The sequence below is a fragment of the Streptomyces sp. NPDC055025 genome (assembly GCF_053608565.1).
This window is the reverse complement of sequence record NZ_JBSGVS010000057.1, coordinates 50,874-65,261: the sequence shown is the minus strand read 5'-3', so window position 1 is coordinate 65,261 and position 14,388 is coordinate 50,874. Positions and strand designations below refer to the sequence as shown.

At 71.0% G+C, this 14,388-nt stretch carries 20 protein-coding genes and 1 pseudogene; 7 read left to right on the top strand and 14 right to left on the bottom strand.

Annotated features, from left to right (window positions below):
• Nucleotides 1-1,018 precede the first annotated feature (1,018 nt).
• Both ACWGDX_RS29810 and ACWGDX_RS29805 read left to right on the top strand, forming a co-directional pair.
• Nucleotides 1,019-1,666 carry a helix-turn-helix domain-containing protein gene (locus tag ACWGDX_RS29810; protein WP_453630528.1) on the top strand — a complete coding sequence of 216 codons (648 nt, stop codon included), beginning with the start codon at nt 1,019-1,021 and terminating at the stop codon, nt 1,664-1,666.
• Nucleotides 1,663-2,151, top strand: coding sequence for a hypothetical protein (locus ACWGDX_RS29805; RefSeq protein ID WP_453630526.1), 489 nt, complete (start codon nt 1,663-1,665; stop codon nt 2,149-2,151). Before ACWGDX_RS29810 ends, ACWGDX_RS29805 begins: the two co-directional genes overlap by 4 nt.
• 559 nt (nt 2,152-2,710) lie before the next feature.
• Here the strand turns inward: ACWGDX_RS29805 and ACWGDX_RS29800 are convergent.
• On the bottom strand, nt 2,711-3,568 hold the full coding sequence (locus tag ACWGDX_RS29800; protein ID WP_453630524.1) for a hypothetical protein: 858 nt from the start codon (nt 3,566-3,568) through the stop codon (nt 2,711-2,713).
• Between the two features lie 320 nt (nt 3,569-3,888).
• On the opposite strand from ACWGDX_RS29800, the gene ACWGDX_RS29795 reads away from it, so the two are divergent.
• The gene (locus ACWGDX_RS29795; RefSeq protein ID WP_453630522.1) at nt 3,889-4,728 is read left to right on the top strand and encodes a GNAT family N-acetyltransferase; all 840 of its coding nucleotides are present in this window, start codon (nt 3,889-3,891) and stop codon (nt 4,726-4,728) included.
• Nucleotide 4,729: 1 nt separating this feature from the next.
• Complete coding sequence (locus tag ACWGDX_RS29790) at nt 4,730-5,179, top strand: hypothetical protein (RefSeq protein ID WP_453630520.1); 450 nt, start codon at nt 4,730-4,732, stop codon at nt 5,177-5,179.
• Nucleotides 5,180-5,279: 100 nt separating this feature from the next.
• On the opposite strand, the gene ACWGDX_RS29785 is transcribed toward ACWGDX_RS29790, so the two are convergent.
• Nucleotides 5,280-5,504, bottom strand: a complete 225-nt coding sequence (locus ACWGDX_RS29785; RefSeq protein ID WP_453630519.1) for a hypothetical protein — start codon at nt 5,502-5,504, stop codon at nt 5,280-5,282.
• A gap of 68 nt (nt 5,505-5,572) precedes the next feature.
• On the opposite strand from ACWGDX_RS29785, the gene ACWGDX_RS29780 reads away from it, so the two are divergent.
• Entirely contained in the window at nt 5,573-6,127 is a 555-nt protein-coding gene (locus tag ACWGDX_RS29780) for a hypothetical protein (RefSeq protein ID WP_453630517.1), read from the top strand.
• 104 nt (nt 6,128-6,231) lie between these two features.
• Here ACWGDX_RS29780 and ACWGDX_RS29775 read toward each other — a convergent pair whose 3' ends face one another.
• From ACWGDX_RS29775 to tap, 5 genes are all read right to left on the bottom strand, one after another.
• Nucleotides 6,232-6,495, bottom strand: coding sequence for a hypothetical protein (locus ACWGDX_RS29775; RefSeq protein WP_453630515.1), 264 nt, complete (start codon nt 6,493-6,495; stop codon nt 6,232-6,234).
• Nucleotides 6,492-6,800, bottom strand: coding sequence for a DUF6247 family protein (locus ACWGDX_RS29770; RefSeq protein WP_453630530.1), 309 nt, complete (start codon nt 6,798-6,800; stop codon nt 6,492-6,494). The genes ACWGDX_RS29775 and ACWGDX_RS29770 overlap by 4 nt, the downstream gene beginning before the upstream one ends.
• 77 nt (nt 6,801-6,877) lie before the next feature.
• Nucleotides 6,878-7,468: a hypothetical protein gene (locus ACWGDX_RS29765; protein WP_453630513.1), complete on the bottom strand. Its 591-nt coding sequence runs from the start codon at nt 7,466-7,468 to the stop codon at nt 6,878-6,880.
• A 13-nt stretch (nt 7,469-7,481) separates the two neighbouring features.
• Nucleotides 7,482-8,039, bottom strand: coding sequence for a telomere-protecting terminal protein Tpg (tpg, locus tag ACWGDX_RS29760; RefSeq protein WP_453630511.1), 558 nt, complete (start codon nt 8,037-8,039; stop codon nt 7,482-7,484).
• Nucleotides 8,040-8,042: 3 nt separating this feature from the next.
• Nucleotides 8,043-10,157 (bottom strand): telomere-associated protein Tap, encoded by a 2,115-nt coding sequence (tap, locus tag ACWGDX_RS29755; RefSeq protein ID WP_453630509.1) that lies wholly within the window; start codon nt 10,155-10,157, stop codon nt 8,043-8,045.
• Nucleotides 10,158-10,370: 213 nt separating this feature from the next.
• Between tap and ACWGDX_RS29750 the strand changes: the two are divergent.
• Nucleotides 10,371-10,600: pseudogene (locus tag ACWGDX_RS29750) on the top strand (Ku protein); the annotation flags it as partial.
• Between the two features lie 237 nt (nt 10,601-10,837).
• Here ACWGDX_RS29750 and ACWGDX_RS29745 read toward each other — a convergent pair.
• The 3 genes from ACWGDX_RS29745 to ACWGDX_RS29735 all read right to left on the bottom strand — a co-directional run bounded on the left by ACWGDX_RS29745 (nt 10,838) and on the right by ACWGDX_RS29735 (nt 11,995).
• Nucleotides 10,838-11,188 (bottom strand): hypothetical protein, encoded by a 351-nt coding sequence (locus ACWGDX_RS29745; RefSeq protein ID WP_453630507.1) that lies wholly within the window; start codon nt 11,186-11,188, stop codon nt 10,838-10,840.
• Nucleotides 11,189-11,535: 347 nt separating this feature from the next.
• Entirely contained in the window at nt 11,536-11,709 is a 174-nt protein-coding gene (locus tag ACWGDX_RS29740; RefSeq protein ID WP_453630506.1) for a hypothetical protein, read from the bottom strand.
• Nucleotides 11,710-11,803: 94 nt separating this feature from the next.
• The gene (locus ACWGDX_RS29735) at nt 11,804-11,995 is read right to left on the bottom strand and encodes a hypothetical protein (protein ID WP_453630504.1); all 192 of its coding nucleotides are present in this window, start codon (nt 11,993-11,995) and stop codon (nt 11,804-11,806) included.
• A 72-nt stretch (nt 11,996-12,067) separates the two neighbouring features.
• On the opposite strand from ACWGDX_RS29735, the gene ACWGDX_RS29730 reads away from it, so the two are divergent.
• Entirely contained in the window at nt 12,068-12,310 is a 243-nt protein-coding gene (locus ACWGDX_RS29730) for a DUF6300 family protein (protein ID WP_453630502.1), read from the top strand.
• A gap of 214 nt (nt 12,311-12,524) precedes the next feature.
• On the opposite strand, the gene ACWGDX_RS29725 is transcribed toward ACWGDX_RS29730, so the two are convergent.
• The 4 genes from ACWGDX_RS29725 to ACWGDX_RS29710 all read right to left on the bottom strand — a co-directional run bounded on the left by ACWGDX_RS29725 (nt 12,525) and on the right by ACWGDX_RS29710 (nt 14,374).
• Nucleotides 12,525-12,773 carry a hypothetical protein gene (locus tag ACWGDX_RS29725; RefSeq protein ID WP_453630500.1) on the bottom strand — a complete coding sequence of 83 codons (249 nt, stop codon included), beginning with the start codon at nt 12,771-12,773 and terminating at the stop codon, nt 12,525-12,527.
• Nucleotides 12,770-13,075, bottom strand: a complete 306-nt coding sequence (locus tag ACWGDX_RS29720; RefSeq protein ID WP_453630498.1) for a hypothetical protein — start codon at nt 13,073-13,075, stop codon at nt 12,770-12,772. Before ACWGDX_RS29720 ends, ACWGDX_RS29725 begins: the two co-directional genes overlap by 4 nt.
• 364 nt (nt 13,076-13,439) lie before the next feature.
• Nucleotides 13,440-14,168 carry a restriction endonuclease gene (locus tag ACWGDX_RS29715; RefSeq protein WP_453630496.1) on the bottom strand — a complete coding sequence of 243 codons (729 nt, stop codon included), beginning with the start codon at nt 14,166-14,168 and terminating at the stop codon, nt 13,440-13,442.
• Nucleotides 14,165-14,374: a hypothetical protein gene (locus tag ACWGDX_RS29710; protein WP_453630494.1), complete on the bottom strand. Its 210-nt coding sequence runs from the start codon at nt 14,372-14,374 to the stop codon at nt 14,165-14,167. Before ACWGDX_RS29710 ends, ACWGDX_RS29715 begins: the two co-directional genes overlap by 4 nt.
• Nucleotides 14,375-14,388: the final 14 nt, after the last annotated feature.

The window sequence follows — 14,388 nt, the reverse complement described above, 5'->3', positions numbered from 1 at the left end:
TAAGCGGAGGTGCATCACGCATGGGCCTGTGTAGGGCTTGGGATTGCTGCCCACCACCCCGCAACGGGAGTGACGGACCATCGGGCCGACGGTGGTGCCGGCCCCACCGCGGTGACGGGTTCCGCTGCGCTCTACCCTGACCCCTCCCCCACCCTAGAAATCAGCCGATCACGTTCACCAATACCCCGCCAACATACACGTCAACCCGCAACAGGGGGGGGCGGAATTCGTCGATGTGCCACCCGAGAGGACGAACGCACGGTGAGAGCGATGCATCACTGACGTACGCTGTGTAGTCTTTGGGTCCTGGCTGCGCCACCCTCACCCCGGCCGAATAACTCCCGGTGGAATGCAGAACTGCGCGGCCTGAAATAGCTTGGCCATAGAACGGAAGCCCGATATGGGAAAGTTGGAATTCGACGTGCGGAGGTACCTGAGCCACCCGGCCCCCCAGGGCCGGGTGGCGGAACCACCCACCGGCACTGGCCACGCTTCCTTGTGTTTGATCGTCAGGGCCGGTACCACCCGAGACTCAGAGCCGCTGCTGCCGTCCACGACCCGCACCAGGTCGCGGCGCCGCACGCGAAGCCGCGCGCGCCACGAAGGGGTCCGCGCGGCAGCCTTTGCTGCTGCTGCTGAGGCACAGATCGCGCGGCGTGGCGGTACTTGATCACGGTGGGAAGATCCGGTATCACGCGCGCGCACGCTCTAGAGGTAAGAGCTGTGCGTTTTCGCAGGTCAGAACGTTGGGTTCGGGGAGATATGTCAGCCCAGGACTGACATATCTCGGTCGGGATGTCAGCCGGTCCTGACTCATTAACATCGTTTCGTGGCAGCACTGCCACGGATCTACGCACGATGCGTCAGCGGTGCCCTCGGAGTCGGCTCGGACCCGATGGTCAGTCCAGGCTGACGTACGGGTGACTTTCGTGTTGGCGCTGCTGCGTTTTGGTGGCACTGCTGCCACGGATCTCCGTTATGGTGCTGACGTCACGACGATCAAGGAGGCAGTAACCCCATGAGCTCAGGGCCCCTGGACGGCAGCGCAGCGCCGAAGCTGCCCGATGCGCCGTCCCGTCGTCGGCGCCGCCCGAAGCCGCCGCCCACCGCGTACAACCGGTCCGTCGGCTCCACCCTTGAGCTGCCCGCCGGACATGCTGCCCAGGTCTTCCCCGTCGGCTCCAGCACGGGGTTCATCGGCGAGGCGTTCTCCATGGACAGCCTGGAGTTCATGCGCTGGGCCGCCGTCCGCTACGACAGCGACCGGTTCGTGCTCGTGGTGCTGTTCCACCTGATGGGCTCCCAGAAGCCCGGCGGGCTGATTGAGGCCACCCACGAGGACGTGTCCGCCGATCTCGGATACAGCCGGCCTCACATCAGCCGCGTCTTCAACGTCCTGGAGGCCGACGGGGCGCTGCGGAAGGTCCAGCGGGGCGTCTATCAGCTCAACCCGGCCGCCTCGCTGCGGGGAGGGCTCAGGGAGCCGCGCAAGGGCGAGAAGAAGCGCGCCAAGGCGGGTATGGGGGACAGGGTGGAGCAGTTGGACCTACTGCGCGAGATCATGGAGGACCCGGACGTGCCCGACGCGTTCCGGGCGATGGCCGCTCCGGGCGCGAAGCTGGAAGTGCGCAAGGAGTCGGATGGGGAAGGGAAGGCCACGTCATGACGTCCGCTGCCACAGAGGAATGGATGCCGCGCCGCAACGTGCTGTGGGGCAGCTTCAACGGTCTCGCGTACGTGCCGCGCCTGCCTCCCACCGCCTACACGCTGCTGCTGCACATGATGAGCGAGCAGGAGCCGGGCGGCCTGGTCGTCGCAACCCACGACGAACTGGCCGCCGGCCTCGCGATGGAGCGCGGCGTGATCAGCCGGGCCATGCAGCACCTGGTTGCCGCCCGGCTCGTCACCGTGGTCCGCCGCGGCCGCTTCCAGCTCCACCCGATGATCGCCGCCTTCAACGACCCCCGTGATCAGCAGCGCGCCGTCAAGGTTCTGCCCCGGGACATGCGCCTGGACGTCGGCGACTTCGAGGACGAGTACGAACGCCGCTTCCAGCTCCACCTGGACGAGAAGGCCCGCAAGGCCGAAGCCAGAGCCAAGGGGAACGTCACCCCCATCACCAAGCCGACCCGCCTCAAGCGCGTCCGCTGACCACCGCCAGCCTCGGCAGCACGGCGCCACACCCTCGGGTGTGGCGCCGTGCTCATGTCTGCGCCGGTGCACTAGGTGAACCGGTTTGTTCTGCTCCTCCAGAACAAACCGAAGCGGCACGGGCCACGTCTGATCCATGCAGCAGCTCTGCATGGATCTCGCCCGGAACATCGCAGATCTGCGATGTTATGCAGCCGCCGGGGCGGGGCCACGGTCTTGCTGGCTACCCCGGAGCAGCAGGGGCCGACCGTGCAGCAGCGCGTCCCGAGCAGCGTGCGGCAGCTGACCGTGCTGCACCGGCCAGAGCGGGCCCGCTACCCGTGCAGCACCCGTGTGCCACCTGGTTCATGCAAATGCTGCGCTACACCCACGACACCACCCGGCTCCACTCCCACCACCACCCTTCTGCACCCGCCGACACGGCTGCTGCTGCCCTTCGACAACCACCACCAGGAGCAGCATGAGGGCCATGCTGCAGGCCCTCGCCTCACACCTCACAGCCTCACAGCGCACTACGCCACCAGGGAAAACAGGGTGGGTGACTCATAGGAGCAGCGGCCTACAGCACCGTCCCGGCCAGGGCCCGGCGGTCACCGGTCAGGGCGTAGCGCCGGGCAGCAAGCCCGTGGTCGAGGGGCTCGCCGATCTGCTCGCACAGCAGCGCCAGCACGTCGGCGGCCTCGGAGTCGGACAGGTACGCCGGGGCGACTTCGAGCATCAGCTCCCCGATCGCGTGGCTGCTGGCGGCGAGGTCGTCGACGACGCGGCGCAGCGCGGCGACGGCCGGGTCCGCCGGCGGATCGGCGGGCGGTGGCGGCGGGGCGGTGCGGACGTCGCGGACGGCCTGGCGGACCACGGCGCGCACCGCGGCCGTGTCGAGGGCCTGGAGGCCGCTGTGGGCGAGCGCGGCGAGTCGGCGGGTGATGATCTCCGCGACGGTGTCCGTACGGCCGGAGACGGCGATCAGGGCCCGCTGGGACAGGCCGTAGTCGAGCGCGGCCGCGGCGCCCGAGTCGGTGTCTCGCGTGCGAGACAGGCCGGGGCCGGCGGCGACGGCGTCGTGGATCGCGGCGAGCGCGCGGGCGACATCGAGGAGCCGGTACGCCTGGGCGCGGCTGATGCCGAACTCTGCCCGGCAGTACGCCTCCCAACTGCCGTACCCGAGCAGCTGCCAGACGCGGGCGGCGTGCGCGTCGCGGACCCGGGCGGCGAGCACGGCCACGGAGCGCCGGACGTCGTCCATCGCCTCGCGCAGCCCGGCCGTCATCTCCCGGGCGCGGGCCTCGCTCAGCGGCGGCCGCGCCGGTTCGACGCCGTGCTCCTGGTCCTCGGTGTGCTCACCCACGACTCCATCGTCCTCCGCGCCGGCGGGCACCACCAGGCTGAGCGGGAGCACGGCGCGCGAGCCCCGTCTCACACCCTCACAGCCTCATAGTCCACCCCTCCACCTGGGAAAACGCCCTGTGAGTCTCTCAGCCTCACAGCGTGACGCCGCGCGCCAGGCCGCAGCGCACTCAGTACGGAGAGCGTGCCGCCACCCGGTGACGTTCTTCCCTCCAAGGGATGATCTCGGGTCTGCTTGCGGGGCGGAATGCTGGAGCAGCTCGTTGGGAGGGCATGGGACGAGCATCGCGCGTGCGCGCGGCGGGGCGGGCGCAGCGTACGGGGAATGGTGGGCTGCTGATTCGAGAGCCGCGCCCGGCTGATGAGGCGGCGCTGGTGGAGTTGCTGGGGAGGGTGGAGTTCATCCAGTCGGGGGCGGGGGCGGAGTTGGCTCATGCCATCGCGTTCCGGCACCAGCTTGAGCCGGCTTGCGGTGTGCGGGCGTCGTGGGTGGCCGAGCAGCGGCGGGGCGAGGTGGTGGGCGTGGTGACCGCGGCGCCGCCGCTGCGGTGGATCGGTTCGTTCGAGACGCTGAGCGCGGAGCACCGGTCGGGCGTTGCCCACCAGATCGTGGAAGCGGAAGCCCTGTCGATCGCGCCGCACGTCCGCGGGCGCCGTCAGGGGCATCGTCTGATTGAGATGGCTGCCGCGCACTACGCGGGTCTCGGCTACCGGCTGATGCTCGGGACCACCACCGTCCTGTCTCTGGCGCCGTACTACCGGCAGGCGGGCTTCACCGTGCTGGAGCCGGGCGAGATGATCTCGGTGGCCGACCCGCTGGGCATGATTCTTCACCGGCCCGCCGACCGGCACGTCGTACAGATGTGGAAGGCCCTGCACGCGGAGGTGACGGTTGTGGGCGGCCAACTGCCGGACGGCACGCCGCTGCGGGTGCTGACGCAGGTGCTGGTGCCGCCGGCGGGCTCACCGGAGATCGTCCGGCACGACGACGGGAGCTTGACAATCAGCGACGGCGCTGCGCGGAAGACCCTGGACGCCCGGACGGCAGCGATGATGGAGCGCATGTACCGGACGCCGGTCACGGAGAAGGAAGTCCGGGAGGGAATGGCGGAGGCCCTGCGCTATGGCCTCGAGCCGCTCGTGGCGGCCAAGCTCCGCAAGGCGTCCGGGTCCTCGCTGCCCGAACTCATGGGTCCCCCACGCGGCGCTGAGGCTTCGGCGGGGCGGCAGTAGCATGTCCGGCGAGCCGCTGAAGCTGCGCAGCGACACCGGCGAGCCGTACGTGCTTGCCGTATCCCACCGGCCGATCACCGACTCCCGCCTTTCGGCGGCCGACGTCGGTGTCTATATGCGGTGCCGGTGGCTGGGGGAGATCTGTGGTCCGTACGGCGGTCTCGACTGGCTGATGGCCGAACTCCGGATGCCCCCGGAGGAGACCCGGGCCTCGGTCGGGCGCTTGGTCGAACTGGGCTATCTCGACACGGTCGGGCCCGTCGAGATCGAGTCCATCACGGCCCAGGACATCGCGGCGCGTGTCCGTGATGCCATCAAGGCGACCATGGACGAACTCACCCCGGCCGAACGCACGGCTGTCGCCCGCCTCGCGGATCTTGTGGAACGGCGCCGGGACCGGGCCGCAGCGGCGCTGTACGCCCAGATCAGGCGCGAGCACGGCCCCCGGTGATCCGGGGGCCGGCGCCCTGTGGCTCACCGTCGTCTGCCCGGGGCGCCCGGCGAGTCCATTCATGGAAGCGCGGCTTCGGCCGCCCCGTCGGCTCACGGCCTCAGGGGTGCTGGCCCGGGGCGTTGGAGGGTTCGCGTGGTTCGCGCGGGCCGGGCCACCCTTCCCCGCCTCGCCAGATCCACAGGCCCGTGCGGTCCGGTTCGTAGGCAGGTTCATCAAGGCCCACGTTCCGGCCGAACAGGATTCCGTACCTGTTGTGGCGTGTGGGCACCACCGACCGCCCGTCCAGGGGGCCGCCGTGCAGGGTCACCGTGTCCTCGTTCATGCTCTGACCATCCCTCAAGTTGTCGTCTTCGCAAACCCTGTCGTGTCCGGACCTGGCAGGGTGTGTCCGTGATCGAGATAGTGGTCGGCGTCATCGGCGCCGCAGCAACTCTGTTGGGTGTGTGGTCCGGAGCGTGGCTTACCCGGCGTCAGCAGCGCGCTGATGCCACCGTCGCGGAGCGCGAGCAACGTCTCACGCAAATGCAGGGACTGGTCGTCGCCGTCTCGGAGCTGATGACGGCACGTGCCCTGTACCAGGCGACGTGGCTGAGCCGGGCGACGCGGTGGCGCGTGGGCGGTATGGCCGCGCTCGAGTTCTGGTCGGCCTGGCGGGTCCACGGTGGCCGGTGGGAAAGCGCGGCAGCCGCTTTGGCGCCGTCGGCAAGGGTGGTCGACGTCTGGCAGCGACGCACCGTCGAGGAGGCCGGCGTCCTCGCGCCGTACATGGCCAGGGTCGCCGCGGCCGGGTTGCCGCTGGGCATGGCGGAGAATCCGGAACTCGCGGCGGCGGCGCAGAAACTCATGGACGCGTCCCTGGAAGATCAGGGGGAGCCTGCGGTGCATGAGGCCATCGCCGGGCTAAGAGCCGTGTTCTACGGGCAGGCCCCGGAGCCTTCAACCTGAGCATCCGCGTCCGCAGCTGACGACCGCACTCAACGCGACCCGTACGACGGTGCCCCTGTGCCCAGCCTCCATCGGCCGGGCACAGGGGCACTCCCGTGTGGCTGCTATCCGAGCCAGACAATGCTGAGGACGGACAGGCGACGCAACGGCCTGTTCACCCAGTAGGTGAGGGACAGCTGGCCGACGGACGCGTAGCGCACGTCCTCGCCCTCCACGTCATCCGCGTTCCACCGCTGGAAACCCCACGGGTCCGCCGCGGCGGCGTCCAGGACGTCCCACACCGTGTCCCCGGCGTGCTCAGGCAGGGTGGCGAGGACCTTCGCGGCCGCCGTTGAGAAGCGGACCGCGTACGGCGGCTGTCCGGTCACCGGCGCCGTCCCCGCAACTCCGCCATGTCGACGAAGTCGCTGTCATCGTCGTAGGCGGAGGCGACGAACGCGTCGACCGCCGGTGTGTGCGCGATACGGCCCTGCCAGTCCTGGACGACCTCGTACAGGCCGGCGAGGGAGAACGTACGGCGGGATTCCTCGAGGGCGGCCGCCCACTCCCGCTCGAAGGACGGCACCCAGGACTCCGCGCGCCGGTCGGCGCGCAGCTGGGCGAGGAGTTCAGCCGGCGCCCCGGGCGCAGGGGCGTACGGCGTGAGGGGTGCGTGGTCGGGCTGCGCGCTCATCTGGTCCTCCCGGCGGGTCGTCAACTCACGGTACGCGTGCCGGGTGGCCGCGGATGCGGGCACGGGCGGATCCTCTTCTACCGGGACAGGGAGCGGGCGACGGCTCGGGCGTGCCGGCGCGTCGAGGGCTCTTGGCGGTCCCAGGTGGCGGCGAGGTAGCGGAGGAGCTCGCCCGTTGCACGCTCGGCGTCGGTGGGGTTGCTGTTCAGAGCGCGGTCGGCGGCGTAGGCGATGTCGGCGGCTGGGGACGTCGGCGGGGAGGCCGGCTCCTCCCCGTGGCCGGGGCGCGGGGCGCCGGTCAGCTTCAGGGTGTACTCGTTGCCGGTGCGGGTGAGCGCGGTGATGGTGTTGAGGTTGAGCGGCCCGAAGGACGGCTGTTCGAGGGCGGCGCGGATGAAGTGCGGGTGGTTGCCGATCGCGGCGACAGCGGCGTCCCAGGCGTAGGCGACCCGCTCACAGTCGGGGTCCGGCTCCACGGTGGCAAGGGACAACTCGAAGCCGGTGCCGTCGGCGTCGCGGAACCAGACCGTCTCGTCGCCGGGCGCGGCCGGGGCGACGAAGGTGATGTGCGGGCTGGAGCGCAGCGCGTCGGCGATACGGACGGCATCGTGATCGGCATCGAGCAGGGGGCTCTTGTCGCGGTCGATGGGCAGAAATTCAGTGGTCACGCCTTGGCTCCTATCAGTATTCGAGGTCGAGGTAATCAATGTCGTTGATTTCCACGTCCGACAGTCCCATAGCGCGGCCACCGCCGTCCTGGAAATAGACCTCTTTGAATCCTTCCGCGATGATCCCACGCAAGTCCTGGTCGCTGGCCCCCGTGTCGCGGGCGTCGAACAGGCGCTGCGCGTACGCAGCGGGGAGGTGCACGGTGAGTCGCCGGAACCGCCCGTCGTCGGTCGTACCCACTGCTGCGGAGTACCCGAACTGGGCCCTGGTCTCCACCGTGATCCCGCCCGTGGCGGCGGCCTGGCGCTGCCGGCGCTTGCGCACCTGTGGCTGCCAGCGCTGCCGTACCGCGTCGTCGAGTTTCGCGGCGACGTCGGCGCGGGCGTGTTTGCGGGCGCCGCGCCGGTAGCGGTTGACGGAGTCGGCGGTGACCCCGAGCTCCTGCGCGACGGCCTTCGCGCTGCCCAACTGCTTGAGCAGGTAGCCGATCTGACCCTTCAGCGTCTTCGGCGGTTCCCGGGTGAAGCTCTCCCGGTCGGCCCGCTCGATCGCGTCCTCGATCTCCCCCACGGCCTACTCCCCTTCGTCCAGGACGGCGTCGTGGCCGTCGCCCTTGATGTGGCGGGCCGGGTTCAGGCCCTTCTCCATCAGGTCGACCGCCCACAGCATCGACTGGACGCCCTCCAGCTTCGCCAGACCGGGCGTGGGCCCGAGGCGGAACCCGCCGGGCTGCGGCTTGCCGGACGCGGCGTACGGGAGGAAGTCCAGTGGGCTCTCACCCGGCGAGGGGTAGACGACGCAGTCGGAGAGCACGGCGAGCGGGAACAGCCCGGTCATTGTGACCATGTTGCGCAGCTTGCGGTGCATGTTGACCCGGGCCTTGCTGATGACGGCGGCCCGGATGTCGGGGCGCCACGTCGGCCGCGACAGGGCCGGCCACGTCTCGCCCTCCCTGTACTGCTTGCCCTGGGGGCGCTCGCGGAGCTTGCCGACGCCGCCCTTGACCGTGGCCTTGATCGCCGAGAGGACGGCGGCCAGGGCCGGGTCCTTCTGCTTGTGCTGCTCCATCGCCGCCAGGAACTCCACGTCGGAGAGGTCCTTGGTGACGCCCATGTCGGCGAGGGTGTCGACGTAGGCGGTCTTGAGGCGGTCGTGCCACGGGTCGAGGTACGCGCCGGTCTCGCGCCGCAGGTACGCCTCGATCGGGTGGACGTCGTACCCGAGCTCCTGGGCGTAGGCGAGGGTGTGCGTCTGGTACCAGGCCGGTCCCGTCGGACGGGAGCCGTCCGGCGTGAACGGGCTGGGCAGGCGCGGGTCCAGCTCGATGTGGGACAGGTCCGCCAGCCAGCTCCCGGGGATCTTCGGGTTGAACTTCGGGGCGTGGAAGTGGTCCGGGGCGCTGAGGCCGACGACCAGGCGGGCTGCGGCGGCGAGGAAGGCGGTGTTCAGGTCGAGGCCGACCGCGAAGGGCAGCGTGCACTCCTCATCGGACAGCGTCTCCACCGACCGCACCCACTGGTACGCCTCCTCGTTCAGGAACCCGCCCGTCCAGCCGGACTGAACGACGACGGGGTGTTCCGGGGTGGCCTCCGGCGGCGCCGGGTCCACCGGCTCCGTGCCCAGGGAGCCGGCGTTGTGGCCGGACACCCAGTTGCCGGTCTCCGGGTCCTGCACGGCCTTGGTGGGCGGGCGCAGCGCCGTCATCAGCTCCAGGCCCGAGACGGCGGTGGAGCCGCGAGGGGTGATGACCCGGGTCGCGTACACGCCGAGGACGCGGGCGATGTCGGCCGGCTCCATCTCCGTGACGCCGGGCCAGGACCGGGTATCGAGGGCGTCCCAGGACAGGATCGCCAGCTGCACGCACTGCCGTTCGCGGCCCTGGGCCTTGCGGTAGATCCGCGCCCACGGGCCGAACCCGCGCTGCGTCAACTGCCAGCGAGCTTTGGTGACTTGCTTGACCACGGGGTGGTCCTCGGGCAGGCGCAGGGAGCGGCGCTGCTCGTGGCCCTCCAGGCGCTCGGGCAGCCCGAGTTTCACGGCGGCCGCGGCGGTGAGCACGATCAGCGGATCACTGTCCTTGCCGTACCGGTTGAGTTTCGGCGCACCGAGACCGGACTCGCGCAGGGTCCACTCCACCAGCTCCGGCACGGTGGTCGCCGGGCAGTCCAGCACGACGCCGCCCACCGCGTACGCGGAGCCGTCGCCGTCCAGCACGGCCAGCGGGCCGTGAGGGAAGCGCGGGTCGACGGTGGGCGCGGCGGCCTTCTTCGCCGCCGGACGCCGGGACGACGTCGCCGGGCGCCCGGCCGGACGGGCGGGGCGCTCCGGTGCGGCGGGGGCGTGAATCGGGGCGGTCGTGTCGGCGGGCTCGGACGCGGCCGGGCCAGCGAACGTGTCCGGCACCGGGGCGGGCTGCGGCGCGGCCGCGGGGGCCGGGGCGGCGGGGTACTTCGCCGCCCACCCGTTCAGCAGCCGCTGATACGCCTCCAGGCGCGGCGACTTCGGCTCGCTCCTGCCGTTCTCGTAGTTCTTCACCGTCTGCGTCGTGCTCTTGAGGGCCGTCGCGAGGCGCGCCTGCGTGATACCGGCGGCCTCGCGCAGCCGGGCACGCTCCGCCGGGGGCGGGAGCTGCGGCGCCTCCTCCAGCAGTGCGTCCACGCTCGCGAAGAGTTCTTCCTCAGTGGTCATGTCCTTACCTCCGCCCCGAACACTAGCAGATCTTTATCCTCACATTTAGCCTTTCAATTTACCCGATCGAATGAATGGGGGAGGTGTCTCGGTGACCGTATGGTGCTGCCCCACCGTCGGCTGCGGCAGCATGGCCGCCGTCCTGTTCTGCCGCGCCACGCGCCTGTCTGCCCGCCCCGTCCTACGCTGGGAACAGGCCCCGGGAGGTGTGTGATGCCGTCAGTGATCTGGTCCGGGGCTGTGTCGTTCGGCCTGGTCAGCATCCCGGTCAAGGTGTGGACGGCAGGGAACTGCGACAGGACGAGATCGGCGGGAGTATTGTCGAGGTCGCCGACGCCGACCTCGCGGACATGCCGCTGCCCACCGCCAAGGCGATCGAGATCGTGGCGTTCGTGGCCGCCGACTCGATCGACCCCATCCGGATCGGCGACTCGTACTACCTCTGGGCCCGGCGGTGCTGGCGATGAAGGTGGCGGGCGCCGCCCATGACCATCTGTGGGGCGGATGGAGAGCGAGGGGAATGGTCATCCTGCGGGCGCTGGTTCAGGGCGGCGCGGCCTACGCCGGGTCTCGGCGCGGGGGTTCCCCGGCCCTTGAGCCCCCGACTCCTCCCCGGCGGTGGCGGTCCTTATGGCGGAGGAACGGCGGGAGCGGGCCTTACGGCGTCTGATGATGCTCAACTAGGGCGAGTCGAGGCGGGGGTCCTGTGACCAGTCGATGGAGAGCTGGGCACGCGCGTGCCCGCGTGGCAGGGGCGGCGCCGGTGGCGGGACGCGGCCGGCCTGGTGGTCGGCCGCGAGGTCGAGCGCGGTGACGATCGCGGTGACGGCCGCCTGCCAGCCCGCTACGGCCTGTCCGTGTATCCCGCCGGGCAGCCGCCCCGCGTGCCGGGCGATGCCGGCCGCGCGGGCGAGCACCTCGGCATCCAGCAGCGTGAGGAGGGCGTCCCCGTCCTGGGTGCCGCGCGCGGCTGTACGGAGGCGCCGGCGGGCGTCACGCCCGCGCGCTCGGTGGGACAGGTTGTCAGCCATCGGTGCACGATACCGACCCCCAGCGCGAGCCGCCGTCAGTCGGAGGGGGCGGTGCCGCTGGTGCGGACATAGCGTGCGACCGCCTCGAGCCCTTCGATGAACGCGGCGTCCGGACGCTGGATCACCGGGTGGGAGCAGGCCGGTCTGTGTGTCCTGGTGGCGGACGATGTCGTTGAGGACGGGGATTCCGTCGCGGTCCCGGAGGGGCGGGTGTGCGGCAGGAGTGGTGTCCGGATTCGTCACGCCGTCAGGGCCCTCCAGCCTCTCGTCCATCCCCGTCACGATCCGCCGCCACGACCGGTAGACATCCGCGTCCCGGCACCTGCGGCACGTTCACGCGTTCGGGTTCAGGCTCGGGCCGCTTCCGGGCCGGCCAGGGCACACAGAGTGCGCAGGCGCTCCCGCCCGATGATCTCGGCCAGGTGCTCGGTACGCCGCCGGTCCGCCGACCACAGCCGTTCGAAGCCGCCGGGGCTGCCGGGCCACTCGCACTCCGCCGCCGAGGTCAAAGACGAGATCAAGTCCGGCCCGTCCTGCCGTTGGGCCCACTGGGTCCGCGTCTACCAAACCCGCTGACCGGGTGGGAGCCCGCCCCGTGACCGCCGTCCACGGCGTTCAGAGGTAGACCGCGCGGACGACGGTGACCATCAGGATGTCTTTGCCGACGTAGTAGCGGATCACGACGTCGGCGACGACGGCCTGACGCCGGTCCTCGTCCTTGCCGACCGGCGAGGACCCGGCGCCGTACGGATCGCCGGTGACCCGTCGCATCCCGGCGTCGAAGCGGGTGCGCAGCGCGGTGTCCATGGCGGCCCCGGGCCAAAAGAACCACAGGGGGGATGGCGCCTGAGCGAGCGACTGGGGGAAACGATGGTACGGGTGGAACGTTCAGGCAGTCTGCCGAAGAACGACGCCTATGGGCGGCCCATCCACCTGGAGCTGTGCTCCGCGTGCGACACGCAGAAACCGGCCGCCGGCCGACTGCTCGCCTACTTCGCCTCCGGAGGCGGCCACGACACATCCCGCACCGAGGAAGCCGCCCACCTGCTGATGGAATGGACAAAGGAAGGCATGGCCGCCCACGGCTGGGTCCTCCAGGACCCCGACACACAGCCGCTGTAACCAGCCCAAGACCCGCGACGGCGCAACAGGAGCAACGACCCAAGTCGCTGAACGCGCCGTAGAGCACGTGTGAACTTCGCGGGCCCTCTCCCGCCGCACCCAGCCGGGCACCCACCAGGTGCCCGGCCCCGGCGGCCTGTCCGTTCGGGCACCGGCCGGTCGATCTTGGGATTGCGCGCCTTCCGGACCCGCCCGTGCCGGCCGGCTCAATCGTTCAGTGCACGATGTCGACGGCGGTGATCGTCAGGACGGTGTCGTGGACCCAGTACAGGACGATGGCGTCCGGGAAGGAGACGACGCGCCGTTCTTTGGTCTGCGGCCGGCCGGGGGCCTGGGCGGAGCGCAGTCCGTACGGGTCGGTCGCGAGGCGCCGCATCCCGGCGTCCAGCGCGTCGCGGGCGGCGGGTTTCATCGCGGCGCGCTGGGCGCCGGCCCGGTCGGAGTACTGGACGTGGTAGCTCACGCGGCTTCTTCCCCGGCCGGGTTGTAGCCGGGCAGGTCTTCCATGGGGGTGCAGCCGGAGAAGTCCCCGGCGGCAAGCCGGTCGAACTGCGCGTCGATCTCCGCCCATGCCTCGGGCGGCAGCGCCCACGCGGCCAGCGTCCGCGGCAGCTCGGATGCGGGGGTTCGTCCGATCTCGGCCTCGAACCCGGCCAGCCGCTCAGGCTCGTCGGCGAGGGCCGCGCGGACCCCGTCGATCGTCGCCGGGATCTCCACGCTCTCCCCGCCGATCAGCGTCGTCCACGTCTCGCTGCTGTCGCCCATGCGGCACCTCCTTCGGGCTGTTCACACTAGCGCCGTCCCGCCCCGCCGTGGCAGGACGTGAAAGGGGCGGCACGCGAAGGACCAGGCCAGACCGCTGCGTTGTCACCTGATCGGATGGCCCGCCGGGGATCGGACGGCCGCCCCGGACTCCGGCCTGACGGCAGTGTGACGTCCTGGCCGTGGACCGTCGTGCTCCACCTGTCTGACGTGTCGCTCACCGTGGCGGCACTCCGGGACCTGCGTCTTCACACGGTAGCGGCCGGAGACCCATCGGCCCAGAGCCCGAGGAGACGCACACACGAACGAGGGGAGCGGCCTGTGCTCAGGAGGGCGGTGACGCATCTTCGCGGGCCGGACGAGTTTTTCAGGACGGGGTGGCTGGTGTGCGGGGCGGGGGGACTGCCCGGAGCAGTTCCCACAGGGGGCGTGAGCCGGACGCCCAGATCGCGAGGGTGTGGCGGTCGACCACGTGCAGGCGTTGCTGTTCGGCGAAGGCCACGGCTGGTGCGGTCACGCGGGTGTTGGTCACGATCACGGCGATGTCGGCGCCGTGGACCTGGCGGGCGGTGCCGTTGAGGACCTGGAGGTCCGGTGTGCCCACCGCGGAGTCGGCCAGGCCGTTGCGGCGGTGTTTGCACTGGATGACCCAGCGCCGTCCGTAGGGGTCGGTGGCCTTCACGTCGGCCCCGAGATCACCGCCTCCGCCGACACGGACCGCGTCCCGGCAGCCGTCACGGCTCATCAGTTCTCGGACCGCGTCCTCGAACCGGGAATGATGCAGGGCGTCCAGCTGGGACAGCCCGTAACGCAGCCCCTGCGCGCGCACCGCCTCCCACCGCGCGCTCTGCCGCTTCCACGAGAGCCAGCCGGCGCCGCCCAACACCGTGAGCGTGCCGACCGCGGCCAGGACCCACCAGTGGGCCAGCAGCCAGTTGACAACGGCCACCGCCAGGACGACGGCCAGGGCGACGGCCACGAGGAGACCGGTCAGCCGGTCAGCCGCGCGCTGCCGCCCGCCGCGCCTGCGGGCGCGCCGCCGTGCCGGCGTACGTCTGGCCGTCGCCGCCCGGCGCCGCCGCGGGCGGGGACTCATCGGCTGGCCTGTGTGACGCTGCCCGCGACCTGCCCCACGATGTCCATGATTCCCTTGCCCACCGGAGTCGGGGCCAGCAGCACACCGAGAGCCAGCACGATCACCACGGTCATCCGTTCGTCGCGCCGGCTCCTGGCCTCCGTGCGGCGGCGCAGCCGCAGGACGACGATGACGGCGAGCAGTACGGCCACGTTGATCGTCAGCACTTGCCCGGACCCCC

What these genes read in the sequence shown, in the direction of transcription:
- ACWGDX_RS29810 (WP_453630528.1), top strand. Translation starts at nt 1,019, where the DNA reads ATGAGCTCAGGGCCCCTGGACGGCAGCGCAGCGCCGAAGCTGCCCGAT.
- ACWGDX_RS29805 (WP_453630526.1), top strand. Translation starts at nt 1,663, where the DNA reads ATGACGTCCGCTGCCACAGAGGAATGGATGCCGCGCCGCAACGTGCTG.
- ACWGDX_RS29790 (WP_453630520.1), top strand. Translation starts at nt 4,730, where the DNA reads ATGTCCGGCGAGCCGCTGAAGCTGCGCAGCGACACCGGCGAGCCGTAC.
- ACWGDX_RS29785 (WP_453630519.1), bottom strand. Translation starts at nt 5,504, where the DNA reads ATGAACGAGGACACGGTGACCCTGCACGGCGGCCCCCTGGACGGGCGG.
- ACWGDX_RS29770 (WP_453630530.1), bottom strand. Translation starts at nt 6,800, where the DNA reads ATGAGCGCGCAGCCCGACCACGCACCCCTCACGCCGTACGCCCCTGCG.
- tap (WP_453630509.1), bottom strand. Translation starts at nt 10,157, where the DNA reads ATGACCACTGAGGAAGAACTCTTCGCGAGCGTGGACGCACTGCTGGAG.
- ACWGDX_RS29745 (WP_453630507.1), bottom strand. Translation starts at nt 11,188, where the DNA reads ATGGCTGACAACCTGTCCCACCGAGCGCGCGGGCGTGACGCCCGCCGG.
- ACWGDX_RS29735 (WP_453630504.1), bottom strand. Translation starts at nt 11,995, where the DNA reads ATGGACACCGCGCTGCGCACCCGCTTCGACGCCGGGATGCGACGGGTC.
- ACWGDX_RS29720 (WP_453630498.1), bottom strand. Translation starts at nt 13,075, where the DNA reads ATGGGCGACAGCAGCGAGACGTGGACGACGCTGATCGGCGGGGAGAGC.
- ACWGDX_RS29715 (WP_453630496.1), bottom strand. Translation starts at nt 14,168, where the DNA reads ATGAGTCCCCGCCCGCGGCGGCGCCGGGCGGCGACGGCCAGACGTACG.